Annotated in this window: 18 protein-coding genes; 7 read left to right on the top strand and 11 right to left on the bottom strand. The window is 66.8% G+C overall.

Annotated elements, in window-relative coordinates:
• Nucleotides 1-14: 14 nt before the first annotated feature.
• Nucleotides 15-872: a DMT family transporter gene (locus AAFP30_RS16610; protein WP_419231063.1), complete on the bottom strand. Its 858-nt coding sequence runs from the start codon at nt 870-872 to the stop codon at nt 15-17.
• A gap of 47 nt (nt 873-919) precedes the next feature.
• On the bottom strand, nt 920-1,411 hold the full coding sequence (locus AAFP30_RS16605) for an SRPBCC family protein (RefSeq protein WP_419231062.1): 492 nt from the start codon (nt 1,409-1,411) through the stop codon (nt 920-922).
• A 105-nt stretch (nt 1,412-1,516) separates the two neighbouring features.
• On the opposite strand from AAFP30_RS16605, the gene AAFP30_RS16600 reads away from it, so the two are divergent.
• The 5 genes from AAFP30_RS16600 to AAFP30_RS16580 all read left to right on the top strand — a co-directional run bounded on the left by AAFP30_RS16600 (nt 1,517) and on the right by AAFP30_RS16580 (nt 5,813).
• Entirely contained in the window at nt 1,517-2,533 is a 1,017-nt protein-coding gene (locus AAFP30_RS16600) for an LLM class flavin-dependent oxidoreductase (protein ID WP_419231060.1), read from the top strand.
• Between the two features lie 72 nt (nt 2,534-2,605).
• The gene (locus AAFP30_RS16595) at nt 2,606-2,887 is read left to right on the top strand and encodes a hypothetical protein (RefSeq protein WP_419231059.1); all 282 of its coding nucleotides are present in this window, start codon (nt 2,606-2,608) and stop codon (nt 2,885-2,887) included.
• Entirely contained in the window at nt 2,884-3,369 is a 486-nt protein-coding gene (locus AAFP30_RS16590) for a SixA phosphatase family protein (RefSeq protein WP_419231058.1), read from the top strand. The genes AAFP30_RS16595 and AAFP30_RS16590 overlap by 4 nt, the downstream gene beginning before the upstream one ends.
• A gap of 378 nt (nt 3,370-3,747) precedes the next feature.
• On the top strand, nt 3,748-4,122 hold the full coding sequence (locus AAFP30_RS16585; protein WP_419231057.1) for an ArsR/SmtB family transcription factor: 375 nt from the start codon (nt 3,748-3,750) through the stop codon (nt 4,120-4,122).
• 56 nt (nt 4,123-4,178) lie between these two features.
• Nucleotides 4,179-5,813: a SulP family inorganic anion transporter gene (locus AAFP30_RS16580; protein ID WP_419231056.1), complete on the top strand. Its 1,635-nt coding sequence runs from the start codon at nt 4,179-4,181 to the stop codon at nt 5,811-5,813.
• A 39-nt stretch (nt 5,814-5,852) separates the two neighbouring features.
• Here AAFP30_RS16580 and AAFP30_RS16575 read toward each other — a convergent pair whose 3' ends face one another.
• The 6 genes from AAFP30_RS16575 to AAFP30_RS16550 form a co-directional block, all read right to left on the bottom strand.
• Entirely contained in the window at nt 5,853-7,598 is a 1,746-nt protein-coding gene (locus AAFP30_RS16575; protein ID WP_419231055.1) for an acyl-CoA dehydrogenase family protein, read from the bottom strand.
• 110 nt (nt 7,599-7,708) lie between these two features.
• The gene (locus AAFP30_RS16570) at nt 7,709-8,632 is read right to left on the bottom strand and encodes an esterase/lipase family protein (protein WP_419231253.1); all 924 of its coding nucleotides are present in this window, start codon (nt 8,630-8,632) and stop codon (nt 7,709-7,711) included.
• A 35-nt stretch (nt 8,633-8,667) separates the two neighbouring features.
• Nucleotides 8,668-9,783: a DNA polymerase IV gene (locus tag AAFP30_RS16565; protein WP_419231054.1), complete on the bottom strand. Its 1,116-nt coding sequence runs from the start codon at nt 9,781-9,783 to the stop codon at nt 8,668-8,670.
• A gap of 129 nt (nt 9,784-9,912) precedes the next feature.
• Nucleotides 9,913-10,641, bottom strand: a complete 729-nt coding sequence (locus AAFP30_RS16560) for a hypothetical protein (RefSeq protein WP_419231053.1) — start codon at nt 10,639-10,641, stop codon at nt 9,913-9,915.
• Between the two features lie 268 nt (nt 10,642-10,909).
• Nucleotides 10,910-11,713, bottom strand: coding sequence for a carbon-nitrogen hydrolase family protein (locus tag AAFP30_RS16555; RefSeq protein WP_419231052.1), 804 nt, complete (start codon nt 11,711-11,713; stop codon nt 10,910-10,912).
• 4 nt (nt 11,714-11,717) lie between these two features.
• Entirely contained in the window at nt 11,718-13,379 is a 1,662-nt protein-coding gene (locus tag AAFP30_RS16550) for a flavin monoamine oxidase family protein (RefSeq protein ID WP_419231051.1), read from the bottom strand.
• A gap of 205 nt (nt 13,380-13,584) precedes the next feature.
• Between AAFP30_RS16550 and AAFP30_RS16545 the strand changes: the two genes are divergently transcribed.
• Complete coding sequence (locus AAFP30_RS16545) at nt 13,585-13,962, top strand: VOC family protein (protein WP_419231050.1); 378 nt, start codon at nt 13,585-13,587, stop codon at nt 13,960-13,962.
• Here AAFP30_RS16545 and AAFP30_RS16540 read toward each other — a convergent pair whose 3' ends face one another.
• Both AAFP30_RS16540 and AAFP30_RS16535 read right to left on the bottom strand, forming a co-directional pair.
• On the bottom strand, nt 13,963-14,790 hold the full coding sequence (locus tag AAFP30_RS16540; RefSeq protein WP_419231049.1) for a hypothetical protein: 828 nt from the start codon (nt 14,788-14,790) through the stop codon (nt 13,963-13,965).
• Between the two features lie 91 nt (nt 14,791-14,881).
• Nucleotides 14,882-16,336 (bottom strand): MFS transporter, encoded by a 1,455-nt coding sequence (locus tag AAFP30_RS16535; protein ID WP_419231048.1) that lies wholly within the window; start codon nt 16,334-16,336, stop codon nt 14,882-14,884.
• 111 nt (nt 16,337-16,447) lie between these two features.
• Here AAFP30_RS16535 and AAFP30_RS16530 point away from each other — a divergent pair, with 111 nt between their 5' ends.
• Nucleotides 16,448-17,245 carry a TetR/AcrR family transcriptional regulator gene (locus tag AAFP30_RS16530; protein WP_419231047.1) on the top strand — a complete coding sequence of 266 codons (798 nt, stop codon included), beginning with the start codon at nt 16,448-16,450 and terminating at the stop codon, nt 17,243-17,245.
• A gap of 131 nt (nt 17,246-17,376) precedes the next feature.
• Here the strand turns inward: AAFP30_RS16530 and AAFP30_RS16525 are convergent, their stop codons facing one another.
• Nucleotides 17,377-21,333: a DNA-directed RNA polymerase subunit beta' gene (locus tag AAFP30_RS16525; protein ID WP_419231046.1), complete on the bottom strand. Its 3,957-nt coding sequence runs from the start codon at nt 21,331-21,333 to the stop codon at nt 17,377-17,379.
• Nucleotides 21,334-21,381 lie beyond the last annotated feature (48 nt).

Here is a 21,381-nt window from a genome sequence, read left to right as displayed (position 1 = left end):
CGGACCGGACCCGCTCACTCGCTGATCGGGTCCGGCGGCCCGTCGGGCCACACGATGTGCTCGGCGCGTTCGCCCGCGTGTTTGGCGAGTTCGAGCACTGCGCGCACCACCGCGCCCAGCACGACGCCGAGGAACAGCGCGGTCGGCACCGACACACTGATGTTCTCGCCGAGTAGTGCGATACCCAGCGCCATCGACGCGACCAACTCGGTGACCGTCAACGCCGGGAACGAGGTCTGGAGTTCACCCGCGCCGAAGCCGCGCTGCTGCGCGACGACGGCAAAGGTCGCGACCACACCGAACAGGTAGAGATCCGGCTGGACGAAGGTGCGCAGACCGCCCTCGACGAATTGGTTGACCACGGTCTTGACGAGCATCGCCGACATCCCGAAGAGGGTGCCGCCGACCACCCCGTAGAGCAGTGCCTTGTAGTGCCGGTTCGCGCGTTCGGCGATGATCACGCAGCACAGCAGGACCGCGACCACCGTGCCCACGATGATCAGCGTCAGCAGATTGTTCGGTCGCCGCGACGACGGTTCGGGTTGCGCGATGGACAGGAACAGCGTCACGCACACCACCAGCACCGCACCCCAGATCCATTCGATGCGCATGGGTCGGCGATGGTCGGCCCACGCCTCCAGCGGCAGCGCGAACAGCACCGCGAACGTCACCAGCGGCTGCACCAGCAGCAACGGCCCCAGCCCGAGCGCGGCCACCTGAAACGCGAAGCCGCACAATGCGACCACCGCACCCAGCCACCAGCCCTGACGGATCGCGCCGGACGCGTGCGAGGCGCGTTGCCGCATCACCGACCCGGTGGCGATCAGCAATGCCGCGATGAGCGCGAGCATTGCGGGGACCCAGGTGTGCACGCGGTCCAGGCTATCGACTGTCCGGGTCGTCGCCGATCAGACCGTGGTCAGTCGGTCAGCATGTCGCGCAATCCGGCGAGATTGGCGCGCATCCCGTTCTCCCACTCGGCCAGCCGCCGCGCGATGATCCGGCCTTCCTTCTCCGGCATGCGTTCGATGGCCGGCGTCAGGCCCGACGGCCCCGGTCCCATGCGGGCCCACTGCCGGACGGTGGCGCCCCCATCCTTGTCCGGGTCGACCTCGAAGCCCCATGTCGCGAACGGTTCGTCGAAGGCCACCTCGTAGACCCAGCGGGTGGGCGGCTCGCACTCGATGACCCGGCACTCGGTCTGCCAGTCGCCCAGCGCCGGGTGGTGGTTGTGGCCGCGGAATCGGGCGCCGACCTCGACGTGATCGGCGTCGTTGAGCCACTCGACCCGCTGCAACTCCGGCGAGAACCGGGTCGGCAGCGTGATGTCGGTGATCAGCGCCCAGATCGCTGCAGGATCGGCGGCGAACTTCTCGGACACCTCGACGGTCGGATGGTCGCGGTAACGCACATGGCCCCCTGGTGTTTGCGTGACGTTGCGGCGATGCACGTCACCGCCCGGATACGACTATGCCATCCTGCATAGGACTGGCGGTCGAGGTAGGGAGAACACGGTATGCAGATCGGTGCAATGGTCGAACCTCGACAGCCCGGGGCGGTCGAGTTCGCGCAGGAGGCCGAGCGGCTCGGCGTGTCGGCGCTGTGGGTGCCTGAGGTGTGGGGCTACGACGCGCTGACGGGCCTCGCCTATCTCGCCGCCCGCACCGAACGCATCGGTCTCGGCACGTTCGTGGTGCAGCTCGGGTCGCGGTCCCCGGCGCTGCTCGGCACCTCGGCGCTGAGCCTGCAGCAACTGTCGGGTGGTCGCTTCACCCTCGGCGTGGGGGTGTCCGGGCCGCGTGTGATGGAGGGTTTCCACGGCGTGCGGTTCCGCAAGCCGGTGCAGACCACGCGGGAGACCATCGAGATCATCCGCATCCTCGAGCGCGGCGACCGGCTCGACCATCCGGGCGAGATCTATCCCCTGCCGCTGCCCGACAGCGCCGGTGCCGCGCTGACCCCGCTGGTCGCGCCGGCGCGTGTGCCGGTGTACATCGCGGCGATGGGTCCGGCGAATCTGCGGTTGACCGGCGAGGTCGCCGACGGTTGGCTGGGCAACGCGTTCATTCCGGAGGCGGCCGACGTGTACTTCGCACCGATTCGCGAGGGGGCTGCCGCTGCGGGGCGCACGATGTCGGAGCTGACGCTCGTCGCACCTGTCGCGGTCGAGTTCACCGACGACCCCGACGAGGCCGCCCGCAGGCACGCCGACGGTTACGCCTTCACCATCGGCGCGATGGGGACCGGCGGACGCAACTTCTACAACGACGCCTTCACTCGGCTCGGATTCGGCGAGCAGGTGGCGCGGGTCGCCGAACTGTGGCAATCCGGCGACCGCGATGCCGCCCGTCAGGCGGTGCCGCTGGAACTGGGCAGTCACACCAACCTGCTGGGCACCGACGAGATGATCGTCGAGCGCCTGCGCCGCTACCGGGACGCAGGCATCACCCAGATGCTGGCCAAGGTCGACGGCTCCCTCGACGACCAGTTGGCGACGCTGGGAGCCCTGATGGCGGCGGTCGGACGGATGTGATCCGGCCGATGGATGACCCCGTGTTCGGTGTGGTGCCACGGGGCTGTCGGTGTGCCGTCGTACCGTGAGGTCATGTCCTACCGCGCGGAACTCGAACGGCTCGCCACTCTCGACGCCGACACCATCGACCGGGTGTGTGCCGCACCGCCATTGGCGGCCGACCTGATCGAAGGTGCCGTCGACGACTGCATCGACTTCGACGAGCGCGCCGACGAATACCTGCTCAGCGGTGACGCCGGTGCCGCCGCGTTCTGCCGGCAGGAGGCCGCCGCGTGGCGCGCCACCGTGGTGGTACTGCGGGCGATCGCCGCGGCACCGTCGGACGTCGTCGTGCGTGTCGAGGGTGTCGCGTGAGCCGCACCCTGGTCCTGTTGCGGCACGGCAAGTCGGGCTATCCGCCGGGGGTGAGCGACCATGAGCGGCCACTCGCCGACCGCGGCCGCCGCGAGGCCGCCCTGGCCGGCAGCTGGATGGCCGACGAGGGACTGACCATCGACGCGGTGCTCTGCTCGTCGGCGACCCGCACCCGAGAAACCCTCGAACGCACCGGCATCGACGCCCCCACCACTGTCCTCGACGAGATCTACGGCGGCTCGCCGTTCGAGATCCTCGAGGCGGTCCGCGTGTACGCGCCCGCCGACGCGGCGACCGTACTGGTGGTCGGGCACGAGCCCGGCATGCCGTCGACGGCGCTGACCCTCGACCCGGACGGGGAGATCGACCGCTTCCCCACCTCCGCCTACGCCGTGGTGCGGGTCGGGGTGGCGTGGGATCGAATCGGCCTCGACGACGACCCCGACACGCGGTTGGTGGGAGTACGGGTGCCGCGGGCCTGAGGGCGAGTAGCGCCGACGGGCCCTTCGAGGCTCGTCGCTAACGCTCCTCACACCTCAGGGAGCGAAGAGCTCGTCGCTAACGCTCCTCACACCTCAGGGAACGAAGGGCTCGTCGCTGACGCCCCCTTCGTGACCCGCGCTCGTTCCTCGCGAGCTCCTCAGGGCGGCGCCTCGGGGATCTACGTTTCCCGCCGGCTGAGGAGCGACGTGCGAGCCCGACGCGTCTCGAAGCCCCTCGTGACCGTCAGGAGTCCGCGGGAAAGTTGGCGTGGCGAACGACACTTGGCGTCACGGACGACTTCGGCTATCTTATGGATTGAGCTAATGCTCAATCCATCAATCCATATCGTGGGGGTGACAGTGGCAAGGACAACGAGAGTGCCGAACAGCACGGTGGGGGGCGCCGAGCGGCCGCTCTACGAGATCAAGGCCAACCTGTTCAAGGCACTGGCTCATCCCGCCCGGATTCGGGTGCTCGAAGTGCTCAGCGCCAACGGCGATCCGACCGCGGTCAGCGAACTACTGACCATCACCGAACTGGAGCCGACGCTCCTGTCCCAGCATCTCGCGGTGCTCAAGCGCCACCACGTGGTACGCAGCGAGCGGATCGGCAACGCGGTGTTCTACGAGCTCGCACACCCGAAGATCTCCGAACTCTTGGTGATCGCACGGACGTTTCTCATCGACACGCTGGGTGCGCAACGCGATCAGCTCGAGGTGATCGCGTCACTACCGCCGGTGACGAAGGCGTGAATGGGCCTGCGCCCCAACAGGTCGACACGTCCGGAGCGGGAGCCTACAGCGGCCTGATGGCGCGCGTGGCACGGCTGGTGCCGCGCCGCTCCGACTATGCGGGACTTGCCCATTCGTGGCGCGGCGACGTGTTGGCCGGCATCACCGTCGGTGTGGTGGCCCTGCCGCTGGCCCTTGCATTCGGCATCAGCTCCGGCGTCGGCGCAGCCGCCGGCCTGATCACCGCCGTCGTCGCCGGCCTGGTGGCGGCCATCTTCGGCGGCTCACATGTGCAGGTGTCCGGACCGACCGGTGCGATGGCGGTGATCCTGGCACCGATCGTCGCCGCGCATGGCCTCGGCAGCGTCGCCCTCGTCTCGGTGCTGGCCGGCCTGATCGTGGTGGTTGCAGGTGTCCTCGGGCTCGGTCGGGCGGTGACGTTCATCCCGTGGCCGGTCATCGAGGGCTTCACCCTCGGCATCGCCGTCATCATCTTCCTGCAGCAGGTACCCGCCGCGTTCGGCGCCGCCGCCCCCAAGGGCGAACGTACCCTGCCGGCCGCGATCCACGTTGTCACGCATGCCGATTGGTCGGTGGCGCTGCGGACGCTCGCCGTGGTGGCACTCGTCGCGGTCCTCATGGTGGGACTGCCCCGGATCAATCGCGCCATCCCCGAGTCGCTGACCGCCGTCGTCGTGGCCACTCTTGTCGTGCAATTCAGTCACCTGTCGGTGGCGCGGATCGGAGAACTGCCGTCGCACCTGCCGGCGCCGGTTCTGCCGCATGCGGATATGGCCGCGGTGCAGTCGCTGCTCGGTGCGGCGGTCGCCATCGCCGCGCTCGCCGCCATCGAATCGCTACTGTCGGCGCGGGTGGCCGCGACGATGTCGCCGACCGGCCCGTACGACCCGGATCGGGAACTGACCGGTCAGGGGCTCGCCTCGGTGGCGTCCGGACTATTCGGCGGCATGCCGGCCACCGGCGCGATCGCCCGCACTGCCGTCAATGTGCGCTCCGGCGCCCGTACTCGTGTGTCGGCAATCGTGCATGCGGTCTTCCTGCTGGCCGTCGTCTATCTCGCGACCGGCCCGGTGGCCCGAATCCCGTTGGCCGCGTTGGCCGGCGTGCTGATGGTGACCTGCTTCCGGATGATCTCGGCGTCGACGATCCGTAAGATCATGCGCTCCACCCGATCCGATGCGGTGATCTTCGTCATCACCGCGGCGATCACCGTCTGCTTCGACCTCGTCGAGGCAGTGCAGATCGGCATCGTGGTGGCTGCGTTCTTCGCGCTGCGGCAGGTGGCCGGCCGGTCGAGCGTGACCCGCGAGGAGCTGCCCGGCCCCGCACAACCCGGCGACGAGTACATCGCTCTGCTCCGGCTCGACGGCGCGATGTTCTTCGGTGCGGCCGAACGCATTTCGACGGCGATCGCGGCCGACGCCCACCATTCCGCGGCGTCGGTGGTGATCATCCGTATGTCGCATCTCGGCATGCTCGACGCCACCGGCGCGCATTCGCTCGCCGAGATCGTCACCGACCTCGAATCCCGTGGGGTCACAGTGATCATCAAGGGCGTGCAGGACGAACACACCAAACTCCTGTCCGGTGTGGGGGTCTTCGACTCGCTCCGGCACGAGAACCACCTGCTGAGCAGCCTCGACGATGCGATCGCGCACGCACGGAAACACGTTGCGCGCGAACCGCACTGACCCGCGCATTGATCCCGCTGCACTAACCCCTGAGGCGACTCAGCTCGGCCCGGGGTTCATGGCGTAGGCGCCGTCGAGGCCGACCACCATCTGCCACACCGCCTCGGCGCGCTCGGCATCGGCGACCGCGGGACGCACGAGGCCCAGAGCGAGGCGGCGCTGCGCATCGGTCGTCGCGACCCTGTTGTGCAACTCGACGGCCTGCACCGAGAAGTCGCGGACCAGGACGTCGAAGATCTGGTCCACCAGCGCCGGCTCGGTGGACTCGATCGCCGCCTGCTCGAGAATGAGCTGGGCGTAGACGACTCCGGTGAAGAGCTCCCCCAGCGACAGTTGGAAATCGGTGTCCTGCTGCTGTTCTGCCGTCGGCGGTGCGGTGCGGAGCAGCTCTGCCAGACCGTCGGCCAACTCGCAGAACAATGCCACGTTGGCGACGTCGCCGAACGGCTCGAAGGCGGCGTGCCAGTCGGCGAAGGTGATCGCGGAGAGCCCGCGGGTCGGGCCCTGGCGAAACAGGAACTCGTCGTCGGCCGGATCGTGGCGGACCGGGATCTCGGGGCGGTCCTGTGGCGAAAAGAGGTAGTTGGGCAGGAATTTCAGAATCAATGCGAGGTTGACGTGGACGGTGCCCTCGAGTTTGGCAGGCGCCGTGATGTCCTTGCCGACTTGGTTGAAGTAGGTGTCCTTCTCGAATCCGCGGGCGGCGATGACATCCCAGACATCGGCGACGACCTTCTCGGCCTCGGTGGTGACCTTCATCTTGGTGACCGGGTTGAACAGGAGGTAGCGGCGGTCGTCGGTGCTTGCCGAGCGGAAGTAGTCGATGGCCCGCGAGGAGAAGAGCTTCATGGCGCGCAGGCGGGCGTACGCGTCGGTGAGTGCCCTACGGACGTGCGGGAATTCGGTGACGCGTTTGCCGTAGAGGATGCGGTTGTGCGCGTGGGTGACCGCCTCGAACATGGCGTGCTCACACATGCCGAGGGAGGCGAAGCCGATGTTGAACTTGCCGATGTTGACGGTGTTGAGGGCCGCTTCAAAGGCCGACTGCCCGGTGTGCAGGATGTCCTCGGCGCGGACCGGGAAGTCCTCGAGCCGGAACTCGCTGACGTACATCTGCATGTTGACGGTGTTCTTGACCAGGTGGTAGGCAGAGTGGCCGCTGTCGGCGGCGAAGAAGACGTAGCCGTCGGGACCGTCGACGTCCGTGCGTCGGCCGAAGACCGACACCATGCCGGCGACATTGCCGTTGCCGATGTAGTACTTGCTGCCCGACGCGGTGAATCCGCCGGATCCGTCGGGGGTCAACAGCATGTCGGTGGAGTAGATGTCGGCGCCGTGCGTCTGCTCGGACAGACCGAAGGCGAAGACCCCGCCGTCGTCGAGCAGTTGTGCGGCACGGCGGCGGGCGGCGGCGTTGTCGCTCTGCCAGATCGGCCCGAGCCCGAGGATGGTGACCTGGAGCATGTACCAGTAGCTCAGGCCGTAGAAGGCGGTGATCTCGCTGAACGCGGCGATTCGGCTGGTGTCCCAGCGCTTGTCCGGATCACCCTCGGCGTCGGCGGTCGGGGTGAGGAGCGTCGCGAACAGCTTCTCGGTGCCGACGAACTCGAGGAAGTCCGCGCCCCAGGCGGCGGTGTTGTACTGCTCGAGGAGGGTGGTCTTGCCGCGTCGTTCGAACCAGTCGATGGTGGCGGTCAGCAGTCGCTGGGTCGCCGGATCGAACTGGGACAGGTCGGGATTGTTCGGGTTGAACAGACCCGTCGAGGTCGTGGCTTGTCCGCTCATTGAGCAACTCCTGTCGTGACGAATTGTGGCTGCACCCATGGGTCCGTGCGACCACGTTCCACTGTCTCATGGACGTTGAGAGCGCAGGACTGCATTCGACGATCCGCGGGTCAGGCGCCGGTGACGGGTGGCACCGCGACGCAGGGCACCGGTCGGCGGTGGTCGGGGTCGAGGGCGTTGAGGACCAGTGCGGCCGAACGGCGATTGGCGACGATCGACAGGTGGTCCGAGTGATCGATTGAACAGCCTTGCTGGACAACAATATTGGTGACCTGGGTGCCGGGTGGACCGGGCAACAGCCCGCTTGAGTAGGGCGTGACGATCTCGTCGTCGCGGGTGGTGATGTTGGTGTAGCGCACCCCCGGCAGGTACGGCGTGGGGGTGCGGACGGCGCGGTTGAAGTCGAGATCGACTGGCGGCGAGACGCAGTCGGCACACCGCGACGGTGTGAGCGGCGCGATACCCAGACGACGCTGCACCAGCGCGACCAGATCGCTGCGGGTGTCGTCCTCGTCGGGTCCCTGCCGCCAGTAGGGCGCGAGGGAGACATAGTGCGCGACCTTGCCACGTCCGCCGAGGTATTTCAGCCAGTACGTGGGGATTTCGGTGCCGAGCGAGTGCCCGACGATGTCGACCTGGGAGGCACCGGTGGCCACGAGGACCCGGTCGACGAACATCTTGATCTGCCAGGCGCCGTCCCGCTTGACACTCAGACCGCCCAGCGCGGACGCCGGCCAGATCGTCGACAGCGCCCCGTAGGTGGGCGCGTAGACGCAGTAGCCGGCGTTGGCCAGCACCGGCGCCAGTGTGGCCCAATTGGTTTGGCGACCACCACCACTGCCGTGCACCAGCACGACCGGGCGTGGATGCGCGGCCGAGGGCCGGCACCCGAAGTCGTTGGTACCCGGCAGCGAACCGCCGGGATTGCGCAACTCGGCGTCGATGCCGGCAAGGAAGTCATATGTCACCGGGTATCGGGTCGGTGGCTGCGCCAAGGCCGGCACGCCCACCGACAGGATCGCCACGACGATCATCGTGAGCAGCGCCGTCCATCCGCGGACCCGCGCCGTCATGAGTCCACCCCCACCGACTCCGGTTCGTCCTCGGTGACGAGATCCAAGCGGACCCCCAGTAACCGGACCGGACGGTCGAGTTCGAAGTCGTCGAGCAGGGCCGCGACGACGGGCGCGATCTCGTCGTAGGTGGTGGTGGGTGCGGCGAGTTTGCGCGACTTGGTGCGCGTGAAGAAGGTCGTGGTGCGGACGGTGACCGCCACCCGAAACACCACGCGTTGTTCGTCGAGAACCTGGTCGAGACCTTCGTGAGTGAGTTCCGCTGCTGCTGAATGCATCTCGTCGTGAGTGGTGAGGTCGACGGGAAAGGTTCGGGATTTGGAGTGCGATTTCGCCAGCCACGGTTCCTCGGTGATCGACGAGTCACCACCACCACGGCACAGGACGTAGAGCCAATTGCCTTGGTGCGGACCGAACCTGGTGATCAAGGTGTCGCGAGGGGTGGCGATCAGTTCGTTGACCGTGGCGATACCCAACTCCTCGAGTTTGCCTGCGGTCTTGGGTCCGACGCTCCACAGGTCGCGGCACGGTCGATCCCCCATCAACTCCAGCCAGTTGCGGCCATCGAGCCGAAAGACCTTGTCGCCGGTCGACTTCTTGGCGAATCCGGTCGCCATCTTGGCGCGCTGTTTGTTGTCGCTGATGCCGATCGAGCACGACAGGCCGTTACGGTCGGCGATGGCGGCCCGGATGTCGTGGGCGGCAGCGACAGCGGTCGCATCATCGACGGAACCTTCATCGGTGCCGGACAGCACTCCGATCCCCAGGTACGCCTCGTCCCATCCCCACACCTCGACCGGAAATCCGAAGCTGCGCAACACGGCCATCACCTCGCCGGAGGCGACGTCGTAGGCGGGCACGTCGAGCGGCAGATAGATCGCGTCGGGCAGTTTGCGGTACGCGGCGCGCAGCGGCATGCCCGCGCGCACCCCGACGTCGCGTGCCTCATAGGACGCGCAGGTCACCACCTTGCGCGCCTCGGTCGGGTCGCCGTTGCCGCCGACGATGACCGCGACGCCGTTCAGTTCGGGACTGCGCAGCCGTTCGACCGAGACCTGGAATTGGTCCAGGTCGACGTGCAGCAGCCACCGATATCGCTGGGGTTCGGCCACAAACCCCAGCGTACTGCGCAACCTGGGCTGTTCGGGCGCGGTGCTACGCGGGTCGGGTCGATCCGTGGTGGATCGACCCGACCCGACCCCGCACGACGCCCTCCCCCGGCGTCGGTGTCTGGGTGCGGCTCAGCGGACGGCCGAGCGGGCCGCGATCCGCACCGCGCGCGGATCCCAGCCGATGGCCCGGCAGGCCTCGCGCAGCGCATCGGGGTTGTAGTCGAGCAGCGTCGAAGGCGCTGCCTCGGCCGCCCCGAAAGCCGGCTGCGGTTCGTCGCGCACCGCGAAGAACGCGCTCGCCTTGCTGATGTAGAGCCGCAGCTGGTCGGCCACGACGCTATCCATGCCGGCGAGCGCACCGGCGAGGACGCTGCGCAGCAACGCGCGGTCGTCGTGGAGCGGGCGGGGCCGCAGGGTCAGCGAACGGGATGCGGTGCCACAGTCCGTGGGGTCGGTGAGCGCATGCACGGCGACGAAGGCGAAGGCGACCTGTACCGCGATTCGCCCGCTCGGGTCCGTCCGCCACCGGTCGTCGTCGACGATGTACTGCAGCGCGCGGACCGGCAGGCAGATCGGGATGTGCCGCAGTGATGTCGGCGCATAGGGAGTCTCGTCGAACTCCTCGACGATCATGCGTTTCATGACCCCCACCCGGTGCGCGTGTTTGCGCAGCAGCCCGGACAGGGCGATGGATGCGTCGAAGCGAAGTGAGAACTCGCCTGGGGCGTCGAGTAAGGCGTCGACGCCCGGGATGACGATCAGTTCGTCGACCTCGATCGCTTCGAGCAGCGCCAGGGGTCGACGAAATCTGTTGTCGTCCAGTCTGGTCAATCGTCGGATGGTGAGTGTGTCGGTCATCGGGCCCCCTCGTGTGCTCTCCTGGTGACCGTCATGCCCCCGCCCCGACACGGCGTATGACGTCAGGTGCGGCCGTCGGTGTGCACCGTCGGCCGCGGCAAAACCTAACTGCGAGATGAAACTGCTTGTCGGAGTGCCGTCTTCACACCGATCGGCGCGACGACGCCGATCGGTGGAGCCGATCCCGACCCCCTGTGCGAGGGTTACCGTGGAGTAACCTGCGCTTACGCTACCGTAAGGTATCGGCAGCGGCGTGTCCAGAGTTTTCTCAATACAAATCCGGTCGACGGTCCGCGAGGTACGGGTTACCCAGGCGCGAAACCTCAAGTAGCGCACGGTCAAGATCGACGACGAGAATCTCCGGTGCACGATCAGCAATCGCGAGGATCTCGCCGGTGGGCGCGACGACCTCACTGAGCCCACCGTAGGTCAACTCCCCCTCGACGCCGCAGTAATTGGCGTAGGCCACGAACACCTGGCTCTCCACCGCCCGAGCAGGCAGCAGAATACGTTGTACCGCATCGAACTCCACCATGTTAGCGGTCGGCACACAGATCACGTCGGCGTCGCGCACCGCCAGCGACCGCACGACCTCGGGGAACTCCACTTCGTAGCAGGTGGCCAACCCGAGGCGCCACCCGTCGAGGTCGACAACCGGCGGCGCGATGTCACCGGCCGCCACCATCGACCGGTCGAGGTCGCCGTAGAGGTGCGTCTTGTGGTGGGTCGCCACCGTCTCACCGGTGGCGTCGACGAGGCGGATCGCGTTGTAGACCACCCCGGAATCGTCGATTTCCGGACAGCCGTACAGGATCGCGAGGCGGTGCTCACGCGCGATGGCGGCGAGCCGCTGCGCGATGGGTCCGTCGACCGGGTCGGCGAGCCGGTGCGCACCGTCGGCGCCGATGTTGTACCCCGACACCATCATCTCCGGCGTGATCAGCAGCCGCGCCCCGAGTTCCGCGATCGACGCCGCGGCCGCCGCCAGTCGGGTCAGGTTGCCGGCCACATCATCGGGTTGGGATATGCACTGCATCAACGCAATTCGCAGTTTACTCAGGTCAGCGGTCATCGGATCACAGCCCGATGTCGAGGGGACCGAGGTCGGCGAAGCGGTCGCCGGGACCGGGGTTGCCGTCTGGACAGCGACCACCGAAGTGATGCAGGACGCCCCACACCGCGTTCAGCGCGGTCTGCACCGCGCCCTCCACCCAGGCGGGCATGAACGAGACGTCGTCCCCGGCGATGAAGATGCCGCGTTCGGAGTCGGGCAGTCGGTCCTGGCCGTGAAAGTGGCCGTACATCCGGGTGTTGTAACGATAGTGGCCGGGCAGTGCACCCTTGAACGCGCCGAGGAAGTGCGGCTCGGCCTCCCAGGAGACGGTCAGCGGGCGGCCGACGATGTGCTCGGCGATGTCCACGTCGGGATAGATCTTGCCCAATGCGGCCAGCGACAACGCAACTCGCTTCTCCACGGGGTGCGGCAACACCTTGAGCGCGTCGCTCATCCAGGTGTAGCTCAGGCAGATCACGCCGGGCCGGTCGTGTCCGTTGTCGAACAGGTAGGTGCCGCGGGTGAGTCGGTCGGTGAGCGTCATACTCATCACGTCGCGGCCGGTCACCGGGTCGCGGTCGGTCCAGAACGGGCGGTCGACCATGACGAAGGTCTTCGACGACTGCATGTAGCGGGTACGGTCGAGCGCCATCCACAGATCCTGACTGAACAGCGCTTCGTCGCAATCTATTTCGGTGGACAGCAGCCACGCCTGACAGGTGGCGACGACCGCGGGGAACTCCCGGGTGTCGCCCCACCGGTCCACCACCTCGATGCGGTTGGGACCCAGCCGGCGGACCGCCGCCACCCCGGCACGCGGCACCCCGCTGTGCAATGACGACAAGCTCGTACCCACCGGCCAGTGCCGAATCGTCGCGGGACTGTCTGACCAGAGGCGACGCGGAACCTGTTCGGCGCCACCGACAATCAGGTGCTGCTCGGTGTCGCAGTTGGTGACGACCACCCGCAAAATCTCCAGCATCGAATTGGCGAAGTCGGAATCCCAACCGCCGGTGCCGAATCCGACCTGACCGAAGAGTTCACGATGCCGGAACGAGAGCGAGCCGAACTCGTCGGAGGTGGCCAGGAAGTCGTAGAAGCTGCGGTCGTCCCAGTCGACCACGAGCTTGTTCCACAATTCCTTGAGCCGCACGGTGTCTCGGTCACGGATAGCGTCCTGCAGTCCGGAGAACCCGAACACCCGCTCCAGTGCGGTGTCCCAGGCGACGGCGATCTCCCGATAGATCGGCGGCAGGTCGTCGAGCGTTCGGGCGTAATGGGTTTCGCCGCCGAGATCGATGACGGTACTGCCGGACGCCTCGGTCAGCGGGTTCGGGAACGGCTGCGACCGCAGGCCGAAGGTGTCGACGTAGTGGAAGAAGGTCGACGACGACACCGGGAACCGCATCCCGCCGAGTTCGGCGACCTCCGGCTCGCCGGGCACAAAGTGCTCCGACCGCAGCCGTCCACCGATCCGCTCGGGCTCGTACACCACCGGCCGCAGCCCGATCTTCATCAGCTCGTAGGCGGCGACCATGCCGGCCATGCCGCCGCCGATGATCGCCACCTCGGCGCCGAGCGCGTCGTCGGGGAGACGTCCGATCCCGGCCGGGTGGGTGACCCAGTCGTCGTAGGCGAACGGGAAATCGGGTCCGTAGATCGTCACCGGGCGGTCGGTCTGCACAGTCAGAGCGTATTGCACCCCCGCCGGTCGAGTAGGCCGCGACGAAGGAGCGACCGTATCGAGACCCAACCGCCAGACGATCTCGATGCAGTCGCAAGCTCCTTTACTCAATCAACAGGGAAAACGATCGCGGACCGAAATCGTCCGTAATACCTACGATGCTCAATCACGTCAGACTTACACGAACAAACGAGAGGTGCACATCATGGACTGGACACTCGAGGTCGCGTTTCTGCCCGTCACCGACATCGACCGGGCTAAGGACTTCTACACCCGGGTCGGGTTCAATCCTGACCACGACTCGTCGCCCACCGACGACATCCGCTTCGTCCAGATGACCCCGCCCGGCTCGGGCTGCTCGATCGCGTTCGGGAAGGGCATCGTCGACGGCAGCACCCCGCCGAACGTCGGGACACTGATGCTCTGCGTCTCCGACATCCACGCCGCACGCCAACACCTCGTCGACGCGGGCATCGAGGTCAGCGACGTCGACATCCAGCAGTGGGGACACTTCGTCTACTTCGACGACCCGGACGGCAACCACTGGAACGTCCAGTATCTGCCCTATCGCGACGCGAAATGATCAGTGCGCGTTGACGCGCACGCTGTTGAGGATTTTGAGCATGGTGTCCCGGTACTCGGGGTCACCGGTCATCACCGCGAACGCGATCACCGTGGGTTCCCCGGCCCCTCCGGGGGCGTAGACGTGCCGCATGCCGACGCGGGTCTGGGTCTCGTCGCCGATCTCACCGGTCCGCTCGGCGAAGGTGGTCGATGCCTCGATGTCGCGCCAGTCGTCCGGCAGGATCCGCATCTGCTTGCCCACCTCGTCGATGTCAGCCGGCGTGCAGACCGCGCCGCAATGCTGGAAGCCGACGCGCCCGCCCGCGTGACTCTCCTTCGTGACGATGGTTCCCCCGCTGGTGTCGAGGGAGCTCTCCATACACGTGTAGCCGCCCGTGGTCTGCACCGTCGAGGTCGTGGAGAACATGCAGTCCCAGCCGTCGGGGAACGCGAATGCGAAGGGCATCCGTGTGGGGCCGATCTTGTACGGGTTGTCGGCGACACTGAAGTTGTTGCCCGCCACCGGGCCCGGCCCACCGTCGATTCCCGCGACGTTCGGCTCGGGCTCGGACGTCTCGGCGGGGACCGACTGCCGGGCCGAGGATGGTGAGGACTCGGCGACGCTCTGAGTGGGGATCAGATCCGACGCGGACTGCGTCATGGACGAGCCGGACCGGACGAGTAGCGCGACGATCCCGACGATCAGCAACACCACGACGGTGACGCCGACACCCAGGACGAGCAGCGCCGGCCGCGATCCACCCGACTCGCGACGATCCCATGCCGGCGGGCCGGCCGACCCCGGAACGGGCACGAAGTCATCGTGGTACTCACGTTTGTCGGCCACGGCTCCCCCTCTGCCACCAAACCACGACCGTACGACAGCGGCCCCCACGTCGTAAAACGTGGGGGCCGTGGGTCGTTCGGATGGCCGATGGTCAGTGCGCTTCTTCGGTTTCGTGCGAGTCGGTGAGCGTCAGCGCGCCCCACCCGGCGACGAGTCCGACGATGACGGCGAGCACCGCGTAGGTGATCGTCTCGCCGTGGAAGAACGACGACACCAGGTCCGAACTCCAGACGCCGGTCGGCAGGCTCACCGTCACCAGCGCGGCGATGAAGGTGCCGACGACGGCGGTGCCGATGCTCGTCCCGACCTCCTGCGCGGTGTCGTTGAGGGCGGTGCCGATCGAGGTGCGGTTCTCCGGCATCGCCGCGACCAGCGCGACCGCGCAGATGGTCATGACCGTCCGCAGGCCGATCGTCATGACGACCATGCACACCGCGATCGCCAGGTAGCCGTGGTTGACGCCCCAGGCGAGGCCGGCCAGCGAGCCGGCGAGCAGCACGGCACCGACGAGGCAGGCGATCCGGTGCCCGTACTTGCGGGCCAGGCCTTCCGACAGTGGGGTCGCCGCGATCATCGTGATGATCATCGGCAGGTTCGCGAGTCCGGCCTTCATCGGGCTCCAGCCGTAGGCGTACTGGAAGTGCAGGATGAGTCCGAACATCACGCCGGCCATCGCGATCGAGGTACCGATCTGGGCGACCGCGGCGCCGCGCACGGTGCCGGAGGTGAAGATCTTGAGATCCAGCATCGGCTGGGCAGCGCGGCGCTCGTGCCAGACAAAGGCGATCAGTGCGAGTACCGCACCCAGTGCGCATCCGACGGTCGCGATGGAGACCCAACCGTGCTCGATGCCACTGGTCAGCGTGTAGCACGCGAGACCGATGGTGGCGATGGACAGCACCGCACCGGGCAGGTCGAGGCGATCACCGGTCAGGTCCTCGGGGCGGTCGGCGGCGACGCCCATCCGCACGCCGATCCACGCGATGAGCGCGATCGGCGCGTTGACCACCAGCAGCCATTCCCAGCTGACGTGCGCCAGCGCGGTGCCGCCGAGCAGCGGTCCCAGGATGAAGCCGCTCATGCCGACGACGATCATGATCGTCATCGCCCGCATGCGGAGTTGCTCCGACTCGAAGAGACGGAAGACCAGCGAGTTGGTGATCGGGGCCATTGCGGCGGCCGCGATACCGAGTGTGGCGCGCAGGGCGATGAGCTCCCCGGCCGAGTGGACGAACACGACCAGCAGGCTGATCAGCCCGAATGCGGCGAGGCCCCAGAGCAGCACCCGACGGCGACCGAGGCGGTCGGCGGCCGAGCCCGCGGTGAGGAGCAGACCACCGAAGGTCAGTGAGTAGGCACCGGTCACCCATTGCAGGGCGGTGGTGCCGCTGCCCAGGTCGCGGCCGATGGTCGGCAGCGCGATGGTGAGCAGCGTGTTGTCGACCATCTCCACAAAGAAGGCCAGACACAGGGCAGCGAGCGGGATCCAGGCGGCCCGGAGCGACCCGTAGGTCCGGCTCGGGGCCGAGTCAATTGCCGAGTTCATCGCTGCACCTCCTTTCATAGAACGACGTTCGATTATCGAACATGGTTCGATACTAGAACGTCGTTCGATATGGCGCAATAGCTCGTCGGTGGAGTGTGATGGGATAGACGCATGGCACCACCCCGACGACGCGGCCCAGCCGCTCCGACCAAGCCTCAGGCGCCCGTCGAGCGGCCGGCCCGTGGTTCACGACGACGCGTCTCGCACTCCCTCGAGGCCGTCGTCGAAACGGCGGTGGCGATCCTCGACGAATCCGGCGAATCCGCGCTGACCTTCCGTGCCCTGGCCGCCCGACTCGGCGGCGGCGTCGGCAGCATCTACTGGTACGTGTCGAACAAGGACGAGTTGCTCAACCGGGCGACCGACTACGTGCTCGTGGATGTGCTCACCGATATCGAGAAGCTGGGCGACGACGCCGACCCGATCGACAACATCCGCGACATCGCCGAGGCACTGTTCGGAGCCATCGTCGAACGACCTTGGCTCGCAGCCTATTTCCTGCGCAACACAACCATCCAATCCAACGGACTGGTCTTCTACGAGCGCCTCGGTGAGCAGGTGATGCGACTGAACCTCTCCCCTCGCCGCACCTTCCACGCCGTGTCGGCGGTCCTCGGCTACGTCATCGGCGTCGCCGCGGACCTGGGCCAGGAACCGCCCGAAGAGGTCGTCGACGGTAGCGTCGCGGCCGCCGATTATCTGGGTGCGATCGCCGACGAGTGGCGGTCGCTGGATCCGACGGAGTTCCCGTTCATGCACTACATCGTCGAGGAGTTCGACGGGCACGAGGACATCGACCAGTTCCGGGCCGGGCTCGAGTTGCTGCTCGACGGCATCCGGCTCGAGGCGGGCGACAACGAAGAGGTGAGGTCGCATGCGACCTCACCTCGAAAACGCGACCTCAACTGAGTACGCGGGACCGAAATGAGGTCGCATGCGACCTCATTTCGGCGTCGACGGGCGCAACCAGCCGGGACAGTAAGACGAAACAACCCCCACACCCGAAGGCGTGGGGGTTGTTTGCTGTTCAGCGGGAGTGACTACCGGTAGTCGTTGGAGAACCCGTAGTCGTCCAGCGGCACCGCAGCACCGGCGGGGGCACCGAAGGTGCCGTCCGGGCTGTAGTAGGTGTCGTCGTAGGACGGCACGGCGTAGGCCGCGGCCCGCGCCTCTTCGGTCGGCTGAACCTGGATGTTGCGGTACCGGTTGATGCCGGTACCGGCCGGGATCAGCTTACCGATGATCACGTTCTCCTTGAGACCGATCAGCTTGTCGCTGCGGCTGTTGATGGCCGCATCGGTGAGCACGCGGGTGGTCTCCTGGAAGGAGGCCGCCGACAGCCACGACTCGGTCGCGAGCGATGCCTTGGTGATACCCATGAGCACCGGACGTCCGGCCGCGGGCTCGCCACCCTCGGCGACGACGCGACGGTTGGCGTTCTCGAACTCGGCACGCTCGGTGAGCGAACCGGGCAGGAACTCGGTGGCACCGGAGTCGATGATCGTCACGCGACGCAGCATCTGACGCACGATGGTCTCGATGTGCTTGTCGTGGATCGACACACCCTGGCTGCGGTAGACCTCCTGGACCTCGTTGACCAGGTGGACCTGGACCTGACGGGGACCCATCACGCGGAGCACCTCGTGCGGGTTGGCCGAGCCCTCCATGAGCTGCTGGCCGACCTCGACGTGGTCGTTGTCCGCGAGGAGACGCTCGCTGCCGTCGTCGTGCTTGAACACGCGCAGCCGCTGACGCTTCGAGATCTTGTCGTAGACAACCTCTTCGGAGCCATCGTCGGGGACGATGGTGATCTTGTAGAAGCGGTCGTCGTCCTCGAGACGCACCCGTCCGGAGACCTCCGCGATCGGCGCGACGCCCTTGGGCACACGCGCTTCGAAGAGCTCCTGGACACGCGGCAGACCACCGGTGATGTCGTCGCCGACACCACCCTGGTGGAACGTACGCATGGTCAGCTGGGTACCGGGCTCACCGATCGACTGGGCCGCGATGATACCGACGGCCTCGCCGATGTCGACGAGCTTGCCGGTCGCCATCGAGCGGCCGTAGCACATCGCGCACACACCGGTGCCGGTCGCGCAGGTCAGCACCGAACGCACCTTGACCTGCGTGATGCCGGCGGCGAGCAGTGCCTCGATCGCGGGGTCACCGAGATCGTGGCCGCGCTCGACGATGACGTTGCCGTTCTCGTCGAGGGCGTCGGTCGCCAGGGTGCGGGCGTAGGTGGAGGTCTCCACATGCGCGTCGCGGATCAGCGTGCCGTCGGACATCTTCTCGGCGATCGTGGTGGTGATGCCACGCTCGGTCGCGCAGTCGGTCTCGCGGACGATGACGTCCTGCGACACGTCGACCAGACGACGGGTCAGGTAACCCGAGTCAGCGGTACGAAGTGCGGTGTCCGCCAGGCCCTTTCGAGCACCGTGGGTGTTGATGAAGTACTCCGCCACGGTCAGGCCCTCACGGAAAGAGGACTTGATCGGACGCGGGATGAACTCACCCTTCGGGTTGGTCACCAGACCCTTCATGCCCGCCAGCGAACGGATCTGGGTCATGTTGCCCGCCGCACCCGACTTGACGATCATCGGGATCGGATTCTCATCCGGGTAGTGGGCTTCCATGGCCTGGCCGACCTCTTCGGTGGCCTGCTTCCAGATCTCGACCAGCGCATCGCGGCGCTCGTCCGGGGTGAGGGCACCACGCTGGAACTTGCGCTCCAGGCCGTCGGCCCGCTCCTCGTACTTGTCGAGGATCTCGGCCTTGGCCGGCGGCACCAGCACGTCGGCCATCGAGATGGTCACACCCGAACGGGTGGCCCAGTAGAAGCCGACGTCCTTGAGCTTGTCGACGGTCTGCGCGACCACGATCATCGGGTACCGCTCGGCGAGGTCGTTGATGATGACGGCCTGACGCTTCTTCGGCATCTGCTCGTTGACGAACGGATACTCGATCGGCAGCAGCTCGTTGAACATCACGCGACCCAGGGTGGTCTCCGCATCCCACGCCTGGCCGTACTTCCAGCCCTCGGGGAACTCGGCGGCCTCGATCTCGGCCGGCGGACGCTGATCGGTCAGCCGCACCTTGATCTTCGACTGCACGGTCAGTGCCCCACGGTCGACGGCCATGATGGCCTCGGCCGGCGTGGAGTAGACACCGCGCTCGACGTCATCGCCGGTGGCCGGGCTGTACTCGCCGACCGCGCCGTCCTTCAGCGTGGTCAGGTAGAACAGGCCGGTCACCATGTCCAGACGCGGCATGGCCAGCGGACGACCCGACGCGGGCGACAGGATGTTGTTCGACGACAGCATCAGGATGCGTGCCTCGGCCTGCGCCTCCGCACTCAGCGGGAGGTGCACGGCCATCTGGTCACCGTCGAAGTCGGCGTTGAACGCCTCACACACGAGCGGGTGCAGCTGGATGGCCTTGCCCTCGACGAGCTGCGGCTCGAATGCCTGGATACCCAAGCGGTGCAGCGTCGGAGCACGGTTGAGCAGCACCGGGTGCTCGGCGATGACCTCTTCGAGGACGTCCCACACGGCCGGGCGCTGACGCTCGACCATGCGCTTGGCGGACTTGATGTTCTGCGCCTGGTTCAGGTCGACCAGTCGCTTCATCACGAACGGCTTGAACAGTTCGAGCGCCATCAGCTTGGGCAGACCGCACTGGTGCAGCTTGAGCTGCGGGCCGACGACGATGACCGAACGGCCCGAGTAGTCGACGCGCTTGCCGAGCAGGTTCTGACGGAAACGACCCTGCTTGCCCTTGAGCAGATCGCTCAGCGACTTAAGCGGGCGGTTACCCGGTCCGGTGACCGGACGGCCGCGACGACCGTTGTCGAACAGGGCGTCGACCGACTCCTGCAGCATCCGCTTCTCGTTGTTGACGATGATCTCGGGGGCACCGAGGTCGATCAGTCGCTTGAGGCGGTTGTTGCGGTTGATGACACGACGGTAGAGGTCGTTGAGGTCGGAGGTCGCGAAGCGGCCACCGTCGAGCTGCACCATCGGACGCAGCTCCGGCGGGATCACCGGCACGGCGTCGAGCACCATGCCCAGCGGCGAGTTGCCGGACTGCTGGAACGCCGCGACGACCTTGAGTCGCTTGAGCGCACGCAGCTTCTTCTGGCCCTTGCCGCTGCGGATGGTCTCGCGCAGCGAGTCGGCCTCGGCGTCGATGTCGAAGTTCTCCAGGAGCTTCTTGATCGCCTCGGCACCCATCGCGCCGGTGAAGTACTCGCCGTAGCGCTCGTCGATCTGCCGGTAGAGCTTCTCGTCGATGATGAGTTCACCCGGCGACAGCTTGACGAACTTGTCCCAGATCTCTTCGAGCTCGTCGAGCGCACGCTGCGCGTGATCGCGCATACGACGCAGCTCACGGTCGGCACCGTCGCGCACCTTGCGGCGCACATCGGCCTTGGCACCCTCGGCCTCGAGCTCGGCGAGATCGGCCTCGAGCTTCTGCTGACGCTCGTTCAGGTCGACGTCGCGCTGGTCGGCGACGGTCTTCTTCTCGCGCTCCATCTCGGCCTCGAGGGTCGAGAGCTCGTTGTGGCGCAGCTCGTCGTCGACCGAGGTGATGACGTAGGCGGCGAAGTAGATGATCTTCTCGAGATCCTTCGGCGCCAGGTCGAGCAGGTAGCCGAGCCGGCTCGGCACACCCTTGAAGTACCAGATGTGGGTGACCGGGGCGGCCAGCTCGATGTGGCCCATCCGCTCACGACGCACCTTGGCGCGAGTGACCTCGACACCGCAGCGTTCGCAGATGATGCCCTTGAAGCGGACACGCTTGTACTTACCGCAGTAGCACTCCCAGTCGCGAGTAGGTCCGAAGATCTTCTCGCAGAACAGGCCGTCCTTCTCGGGCTTGAGCGTGCGGTAGTTGATGGTCTCCGGCTTCTTGACCTCACCGAATGACCACCGGTGGATATCGTCGGCGGTGGCTAGGCCGATCTTGAGTTCATCGAAGTAATTGACGTCGAGCACTTGTTACCTTTCGAGCTCTCTTGTCGTGGGCGCCGGAAGCGGTAGCGA

It is taken from the genome of Gordonia sp. CPCC 205515 (genome assembly GCF_048537925.1).
Taxonomy (GTDB): Bacteria; Actinomycetota; Actinomycetes; order Mycobacteriales; family Mycobacteriaceae; genus Gordonia.
This window is presented reverse-complemented; position numbering and strand designations above follow the sequence as displayed.